The following is a 7,822-nucleotide window of genomic DNA, read 5'->3' as shown; positions in this document are numbered from 1 at the left end:
TTCCTTCCACTCGAACGCCCCGAAGTCGCGCTCACCATGGGGGTCGTTGTCTTCGCTGAAATCGGCAAAATCGCGCACGATGCGCAGCAGGGCGGCGGTATCGATCCAGAACGGCGAAAGGTCCGTATCCTCGATCAGGGCGCGAATGCCCTGGGTCAGCACCACGCGCCCACGCTGGGGATTGCTAAGGTCGGCCCGCAGTTCATCGTTGAGAGTGGCAACGCGCGCTGCATATTCCCCGCGTTCGTCGTCGGACATTTTTGCGAAATCTGGCATGTGCTTGTTTCCCTTTTTCCTGATGGAGCCGAAGGCGATGGCGTCCATCGACTTCTGCCCGCTGGCGAAGCCGGGGGGTGGGAATGCACATGGAGAGCTGATCGCGGCGGAGGGGGATCACCCGCCTGCACGGGAGCGTCAGCGAAGGAAGGGTGGGGATACCGCCGCGATCACCAAGCGCAGCGCGGCCTGCCGCGCGAAGACGGCCCGGCTCTTGGGCAGGGAGGGGGAGGCCGCCCCCTCCTTAGTCGGACAGGCAAGCCTGGCGGCCGCGCCGCCGCATCTATGAGCGAGGATCGTCACCCGTATGGGACGAAACCGTGGCATACGGGTTCGGTCGGAGCGAAGCGGAGATAGAGCCGTGCCGCAAGGTCGCTCCCGTTCCCCTCATCGCCAAAGGAAATTAAAGCCCGCCGAAAGGTGGGCCTTTTCTTTTTCCGCCAGTGGCTTGGCGCAACAGGCATCATGGACGGTGTCGAGCCGGATTGCTAGGCTCATCCCATGACCGAAATTGCCTCCCTTTTCCCTCGTTGGGCCTCAACCTGGGGCGAGCTGGCGCGCACGAACGCGCTGGCGCGATCGCAGTGCCGCTGCTGCGGGATGCAACAGCGGGTGGACGTGTCGATCCAGATTTTGCGCTTTGGCTCGCACGGCTCCCCGATCGACCTGCGCGACAAGTGCATGGTTGTCGGTTGCTACGGTTCCGTTTTCTATCTGGTGGCCCGCACTTACGGGCGGCAATGGATTACGATGGAAACGGGTAGAGAACCACGCGAGACAGTTGCTCCAGGCGTCAACGCAATCTCTCTTGATCTCGGTTCTCGCTCTTCCAGATCGCGTTAGACCTCCACACGCAGGCGCTATAAACAGCCTGTAAGGAGGCGCGATTTCGCCTTAAAAAGGGCATATTTCGGGCGTTTTAGGCCCCAAAACGCCCGAAATTCCGCATACCCGCATTTCGAGGACGGCTGTGCCGCCGCCCTCGGGATCTCCCTCACGCGGCGATCGTCTGCACAGGCGCATCCATATGGGACAGGATCAATTCGCTGGCAGCCTGTGCCGCGCTGGCAGCGCGGAAAATGGCCCGCTTATCATTCCGCAGGGCGGTCAACCAAGACGCCACGTAAGCGGCATGGTCCTCGCGCTCGGTCGGCTCCATGCCAAGCTGCGCGCAAAGCATCGCGGCGCCGATCTCCGCAATCAACTCTTCCTCGGCGCGAATTTCGCGGGCCTTGCTGTAATCGCGCAAGGTTTCGCGGGCCAGGCGCTTGGCGCTCCCGGTGCTGTGCACGGCCTCATGCGCAAGGGTCGCATAGAAAGCGTTGCCGCTTTCGAAGTCACCAAAGGCGGGCATCTGGATACGGTCGGCGGCAGGGTCATAGAAAGCGCTCGGGCCGCCCTCGGCGTAGGGGACCGGCCAGCGGGCAAAGGCGTCGTCCAGCTCCGTATCGCGCTCGTCGCGGTTCTTCATTTCGACGGCAGGCGCGGGATACTTGGACATATCGAGCCCGTCGATCTGCTCGACGTTGAACACAACATAGCGCTTCAGGAATTTGCGGGTTGCTTCCTCGCCCTCGCTGTTGGTGACAGGCTCGCCGGTTTCGCCGTCCTTGGGGGTGAAGGTTCCGGCATGAACGACAAGATTGCCCTTTTCGCCCTTGCGGACCTGCCCGCCCAGCTCGGCGGCTTGGCGGTAGGTCATCCAATAGGGATTGGCGTAGCCGCGCGTCATGGCGGCGGTCCAAAGCAAAAGGATATTGATCCCCCGGTAGGCGGTGCCCTCGTGACGACGCGGAAGAGAGGCAAGGCCCGATGCCCAACGGGGCGACCACGGACGGGTGCCCTCTTCGAGCATGTCGATAATCTGGTTGGTGACTTCCTCGTACACGTCTGCGCGCGGGGCGGTGTTGTGGCGGGTGGTCTTGGTCTTGCGGGTCATGTGCTGGTTCCCCTTTTTCCTCATGGAGCCGAAGGCGATGGCGTCCATCGGCTTCTGCCCGCTGGCGAAGCCGGGGGGGTTGAACCGGCACCGGAGGGCCGATCGCGGGGGAGGGGGATCACCCGTCCTGCACGGGAGCGCAGCGGACGGAAGGATGGGGACACCCACGCGTGAGCCAAGCGCAGCGCGCCTGGCGCGCGAAGACGGCCCGGCCCTTGCCGGGAAGGGGGGAGGCCGCCCCCCTTGAGACTGACAAACGAAAAAGGCCGCGCTAGCGCGGCCTCCACTTCGAGCGAGTATCGTGACCTGAATAGGCCGAAACCGCTTCGTGGGTTCGGTCGGAGCGAAGCGGAGATAGAGCCGTGCCGGCAGGCCGCTCCCGCTCCTCCCCGTTTTAGTTGTCCTGCTCGCCCATCTTGCGCGCCAGGATCGAGAAGGAATCCGCGATCAGCTCGGTCTTGTAGACGATCCCAGCGTCCCCCGAATGGCTGTTCTCGCGGGTCCGCCCGGTGATATGAACAAGGTCGCCTTCCTCGGCGTTCTCGACCTGGGCGGCGATCTTCGGAAAGCATACGACGCTGTTCCAATGCGTATCGGTCTTCCAGTCGTCCCCGTCCCTGCGATTGTAGTTCGACGCCACGCTGACATAGGTAACCTTCTCCAAAGGACGGATTTTTCCGATACGTCCGATAATCCGAAATTCAGCGATGTTCTGCGGCATCGAGGTCTTCCTTTCAGGCAGTGCGCGGCGCCCTCGCCGGGTTGTCAATTTAAGATGGATTAAAATTTCATTTAGTTGACGATCCTGCGACGACCTCGTTGCCATGCCGGAAGTGATACTTCGCGATGTTCTGAGGCGTTGCGTAGGTTTGGTAAGCCGCAATCCAGTTCTCGCTGATTGCCTTTTGGGCGGTCGCAAGCGGCACTTCGTGCCGGCAGACCAGGCGCCACAGGACATAGGCGAGATCGTTCTTATCCTTGGCGTTTGCGCGGCCCTTTCGGGGCTGAAGCCAGAGATCCCTTTCATTGAACGGCGCACCGCCAATCGAGATTGGAATAAGGTGGTCCAGCTCGTAGTCGGCCATGCTTTGGCCGGGATGCTGCTGATCCATGAGGCGGCGCTTGTACGGGCCGGTGATTGCATAGGCGGGGCGGGCCGAGCGGGCGTAGCCCGGTCGGCAGATAGTCCGATCTATGTTCTCCTGGGTCACGGCGGGGTCGATCGCTCCGGGCACGCCCTTGGGCGGGAGCCTGTCGGGCGTGATGAAAGCGCTGTCGACGCCGTTCATGGTCTGAACAAGGCCGGTTCCGGCCGCGCACACGCTGCTCGGCGCGAAGTCGGAGCAACCAAAGCTCTTGCGGTCCTGCGGATGGTTCCACCAGGCCGCGACCGCGACAAACGCTAGGCCGCCCAAGAGCGCGGTTGCTCTCACGCGCGCGCTTTCAGCTTGGCCATAAGCGCATCGTTCCAATCGCAACGCGGCGGGGGAGAGACAATTTCAAGGGCGCGGCCGTTCGCAGTGAGGTTTTCGGACCCGCGCTCGATGGCATCGGCCGCGGCCCTTCCGTGCTGCGAATAGATCACGACGCGGCGAACGTGATCGGGAATGAAGATGCTGGCGTAGCGTTCAACGCCGCAGACGGCGGCGCAACCCGATAGGTTGTTGAGGACAATAGCGGATTCTGCGTCCTCGAATCCTTCGGCCAGGTTCATGGTGTCGCTGGCGGGTGCGCCGAGTTGCACGACACTGCCGCGTGGATCGCCCAACGTGCGCTTCGGCTCGTCGAGTTGCGAAGATTTCCTACCGTCTCTGTCGAGGAAGATCCGCAGGAGCGCGCGCAATTCGCGGCCCTCAGTCATGGGCAAGATCAAGGCGGGCAAGCGCAGCTTGCTCCCGCCCTCATAGGTTATCGCGCCTGGCGCGAAGCGGCCGGCGCGAGAATGTCCGATACCGCGCTGCTCTTGGTAGAGCTGGCCGGGCGTGCCTTGCAGGGGAAGCGTGTAATCCCAAAGCTGCTTGCACAAGGGTGTCAGGTCACGCGCTGGTTCAGGCGGCCGAGTATCTCGGCCCGTGATCGCCGGATTCATCTGTCGGTTCTTGAGCGCGGCCAGGATCTCGTCTTGGGAGCATCCGGCAAAGCAGTGGAAGGCGTCACCTCAAGGTTTGTGCGCCAGACAACGATTTGGCGGACATAATGAGAACACTGGCTATGCCACGAGTTTGAAGCGGGCCATGGGATCGTTGAGGGTGCGGAACTCGCCAGGGGAGAGCCGGTTTGCCCTTTGCCACAGATAGTCGCCGGTCAAACTGATATGCACCCAGCCCATCGGCGAGAGATGGGCAAGCAGCGCATCATCGAAGGTGCCGCCGGATGATTGGAGATGCTGGGCGGCCCTGTCCATATAGACGGTGTTCCAGTAAGAAATCGCCGCGATCAGCAGATTGAGGCCCGATGCCCGATATTCCTGATTCTCGATCGAGCGATCGGTGAACCGCCCCTGTCGGTTGGTGTAGATCGCGGCGGCAAGGGTATGACGTGCTTCGCCTTTATTGAGGCCGGCCTGGCAGGCGCGACGCAAGTCGGGCTGTTCAAGCCAGTCGAGCGCAAATAGCGTCCGCTCGATGCGGCCGAGTTCGGCCAGCGCAAAATCCAGCCTGTTCTGGCGCTTGTAGGCGGCCAGCTTGCGCAGGATCGCGGAGGGCGCAACGGCTCCTTCCTTAATGGAGGCGACGATCCTGACGATGTCATCCCAATCGGCTTCGATCGCCGCCGTCTTGATCGTGCGGCCCATGAGGCTTTCGATGCCTTTGTAGGTCGAAGGCGCGGCGATCGAGCCGAGTTTCCGGTCGGCGATGTCGCGCAGACGGGGCACGAACCGGAAGCCGAGAAGATGGCAAAGGGCAAAGACATGGTCCGTCGCGCCGCCGGTATCAGTGTAATGCTCATGCAGCGGTAGCGCGCCGGCGCCGAGCATCAGGCCATCCAGCACGTAGGGGGCCTCGCCGGCGGTGGCCGACATGATCCGCGATCCGAACGAGGCAAAATGATCGGACAGGTGGGAGTAGATCTTCAGGCCCGGCTCGCTGCCATATTTCGCATTGATGTCGGCCGCCGCCGATCGGTTGCGGCCCGAGCGGAAGAACTGCCCATCGGAGGATGAACTAGTGCCGGCTCCCCAATGGCGCGTGAAAGGAAGATCATGGTGCGCGGCAACGATCATCCCCAACGCGGCCTGATAGTTTTCGGGCGACAAATACCAGTTGTGGGTCCAGGCAAGCTGGGCGTAGCTCACCCCGTCGCTGGCGTTGGCCATGCGCTCTAGACCCAGATTCGATCCATCAGCGAGAATGGCGGCGAGGATCGCGTGCGGGTTGTCATGCTCCTTGCCGGACCGAAGATCGCGAAATGCGCTCAGGAACCCGGTGCGCTCGGCCACCTCGACCAGGAGTTCGGTGATCCGCACGCGCGGAAGCAAGGCGTCGAGCCTGCGATCGAGAGCCTCCGCCTCGGGTGGAGTGATCGCCGGCATGGGTTGCAGCTTGAGCCGGTCGCGTTCGAGCGCCACGCCCGCGAGCCTGTTCGCCTTGAGTTGCTTGGCGAAACGGCGCAGCCGCCAGTCGAGCGTCCTTGCCCGCTCCTCCAGATAGGCGGCCGCATCGGTCTGGAATGGCAGGCTGTCGGCCACCTTATCGGCATCGCGTCGACTCAGCAAATAGGTGTCGAAGCGGCGATAATTGCGGGTTCCTTCGACCCATATGTCGCCGGCGCGCAACCGATCGCGCAGCGTGGCCATGATGGCCGTCTCGTATCGCCGGCGATCGACCTGGCCACCTTCGGTGATGAGGCGCTTCCACTGCCGGTTGGCGAATGGGAGCGGAACGCCCTCGGGCAGGCTGCGGGCCTTGCGGGCATTGGTATCGCGGATGACCTCGATGGCCTTGACCAGTTGCGATCCGCTCCCCGATGCCTTGAACGTGAATGTATCGAGGAAAGCCGGGCTGAACCGCCGCAGCGTCGCATAGCGACCAGTCGCCGCGACAAGCGCATCTTCGCCCGCCAGCTCGGCCAGCGCATCGACCTGCGATTTGGCTGCGACCAGTCTGTGCCAGCCTACCGCTTCGTCGATCAGTTCGAGCGGATTACCGCCATGTTCGACCGCCTCTCCCAGCGCGGCGATCGTCGCGCCGAACAGCCGCATAAGTTCGCCGACCGAGCGGATGCTGTCCTGATAGCGCCTTTCCCGCCCGCGCCGCGCCCGTGTGAACAGGCTTCCGACAAGCCTGTCGAACATCTGGATCGCACCATCGGCGAGCCTGGCATCGAGGTCGATGACCGCCGCGATCAGCGTCGCGCGGCGCCTGTTAAGGCTATAATCGGAGAGCAGGAACGCCGGCGCAACGCCACCTTCGCGCATGAACTGCGCGAACCGGAAGTCGGGGATTTTCGCGCCGATCGCCGGGTCGATGCCGATTCCGCGCACATAGCGTAGCCGTTCCAGCAGCCCGTTGATGTTCGCCGTGGTGGGCGCTTCCTCGAAATTGCGCAGCCAGGCCAGCGGCGTCATGCCGAAGTCGCTGTTGTTGACGATCAGATCATCGATCCGCGCCAGTTCGGCATGACCCAGGCTTTCGACAATGAGCGCCGCCGCGGCTTTGCGGGCGCGTGCCCTGCCGGCGAGGCCCGCACGTTCGAGCGTGTCTGCCGATGGAAGAATGAAGCGTTCCTGCTTCAGCCCCTCCATCAATGCGCGGACAATAGGTTCGCCCCGATCGGTCCGCTCCGCAGCTCTTGCGGCGAGATCGAGCGCGAGCGGTATATCCCCTCGCCGAAAAGGGTGTAGCCCCAGATGCCGTGCCGCAATGTCGGCATGATCGTTACGTGTTTGCGCGCGCTGGCCATAGTCGGCGAACGCATCAACATCGACGAAGAGCTGGGCGGCGAGATAGTGAAGGACCGCATCGGGGACGTCGACGTCGGGCTGCAAACCGAAGCCGGGATGCCGCATAAGCGCGATCTGCGTTGCCAGACCGAGGCGGTTGGCAGGGCGATAGCGGCGACCGACCAGTTCGAGATCCTCGGCGGCAAGGGTATAGTGGCCGACGATCGCGGTTTCGTCATGGGGGATATCGAACAGGCGACGCCTTTCTTCTCCGGTCAATAATCGCCGCCGCGCCATCCTGCCTCCATCCCGAGTCGAGAGCGACAGGCTAGCGTCAATCTGGAGTATACTCTAACTAGACGTCAGAGACTCTGTGCAGAATGTGTCAACTTAGAGTGTAAAATTCAATTTATTGACACATGCTGTCCAATGTCATAGATTTCAACCTGACATTTCAGCATGAGGCAAGTGGGGTGAAGGGCCAGAGGATCGGCTACGTCCGGGTGAGCACATTCGACCAGAATGTCGATCGCCAGTTGGAGGGGCAACCGCTCGATCGGATTTTCACCGACAAGGCTTCAGGCAAGGATGTCAACCGGCCCCAGCTTGATGCCATGCTCGCGTTCGCCCGCGAGGGTGATACCATTGTGGTTCACAGCATGGATCGACTGGCCCGCAATCTCGACGATCTGCGCAAACTGGTCCAGTCTGTCACCAAAAGAGGC

The 7,822-nt window shown here is 62.5% G+C and carries 8 protein-coding genes; 2 read left to right on the top strand and 6 right to left on the bottom strand.

What is annotated here, in order from left to right:
* Positions 1–324, bottom strand: a 324-nt coding sequence (locus MBENS4_RS22190) for a DUF3768 domain-containing protein (RefSeq protein WP_084592317.1), incomplete at its 3' end; no start/stop codon positions are given.
* Between the two features lie 453 nt (positions 325–777).
* Between MBENS4_RS22190 and MBENS4_RS25585 the strand changes: the two genes are divergently transcribed.
* Positions 778–1,119 carry a hypothetical protein gene (locus MBENS4_RS25585; protein ID WP_144401054.1) on the top strand — a complete coding sequence of 114 codons (342 nt, stop codon included), beginning with the start codon at positions 778–780 and terminating at the stop codon, positions 1,117–1,119.
* A 151-nt stretch (positions 1,120–1,270) separates the two neighbouring features.
* On the opposite strand, the gene MBENS4_RS22180 is transcribed toward MBENS4_RS25585, so the two are convergent.
* The 5 genes from MBENS4_RS22180 to MBENS4_RS22160 all read right to left on the bottom strand — a co-directional run bounded on the left by MBENS4_RS22180 (position 1,271) and on the right by MBENS4_RS22160 (position 7,394).
* Positions 1,271–2,215 (bottom strand): ArdC family protein, encoded by a 945-nt coding sequence (locus MBENS4_RS22180; protein ID WP_039396379.1) that lies wholly within the window; start codon positions 2,213–2,215, stop codon positions 1,271–1,273.
* Between the two features lie 394 nt (positions 2,216–2,609).
* On the bottom strand, positions 2,610–2,936 hold the full coding sequence (locus tag MBENS4_RS22175) for a single-stranded DNA-binding protein (protein WP_039396059.1): 327 nt from the start codon (positions 2,934–2,936) through the stop codon (positions 2,610–2,612).
* Positions 2,937–3,003: 67 nt separating this feature from the next.
* Positions 3,004–3,648: a hypothetical protein gene (locus tag MBENS4_RS22170; protein ID WP_242405080.1), complete on the bottom strand. Its 645-nt coding sequence runs from the start codon at positions 3,646–3,648 to the stop codon at positions 3,004–3,006.
* Positions 3,645–4,304, bottom strand: a complete 660-nt coding sequence (locus MBENS4_RS22165) for a DUF7146 domain-containing protein (protein WP_242405079.1) — start codon at positions 4,302–4,304, stop codon at positions 3,645–3,647. Before MBENS4_RS22165 ends, MBENS4_RS22170 begins: the two co-directional genes overlap by 4 nt.
* A gap of 120 nt (positions 4,305–4,424) precedes the next feature.
* Positions 4,425–7,394 carry a Tn3 family transposase gene (locus MBENS4_RS22160; protein WP_082813446.1) on the bottom strand — a complete coding sequence of 990 codons (2,970 nt, stop codon included), beginning with the start codon at positions 7,392–7,394 and terminating at the stop codon, positions 4,425–4,427.
* Positions 7,395–7,516: 122 nt separating this feature from the next.
* On the opposite strand from MBENS4_RS22160, the gene MBENS4_RS22150 reads away from it, so the two are divergent.
* Positions 7,517–7,822 (top strand): recombinase family protein (locus MBENS4_RS22150; protein WP_445321533.1); only part of this gene is annotated, 306 nt, incomplete at its 3' end.

The organism is Novosphingobium sp. MBES04, assembly GCF_000813185.1.
Lineage (GTDB): Bacteria > Pseudomonadota > Alphaproteobacteria > Sphingomonadales > Sphingomonadaceae > Novosphingobium > Novosphingobium decolorationis.
The sequence above is the reverse complement of the archived record's forward strand: the minus strand, read 5'-3'. Positions and strand labels throughout refer to the sequence as shown.

Excerpts from the sequence above, each read along its gene's own strand:
- MBENS4_RS25585 (WP_144401054.1), top strand. The coding sequence starts at position 778 with ATGACCGAAATTGCCTCCCTTTTCCCTCGTTGGGCCTCAACCTGGGGC.
- MBENS4_RS22180 (WP_039396379.1), bottom strand. The coding sequence starts at position 2,215 with ATGACCCGCAAGACCAAGACCACCCGCCACAACACCGCCCCGCGCGCA.
- MBENS4_RS22160 (WP_082813446.1), bottom strand. The coding sequence starts at position 7,394 with ATGGCGCGGCGGCGATTATTGACCGGAGAAGAAAGGCGTCGCCTGTTC.
- MBENS4_RS22165 (WP_242405079.1), bottom strand. The coding sequence starts at position 4,304 with ATGAATCCGGCGATCACGGGCCGAGATACTCGGCCGCCTGAACCAGCG.
- MBENS4_RS22175 (WP_039396059.1), bottom strand. The coding sequence starts at position 2,936 with ATGCCGCAGAACATCGCTGAATTTCGGATTATCGGACGTATCGGAAAA.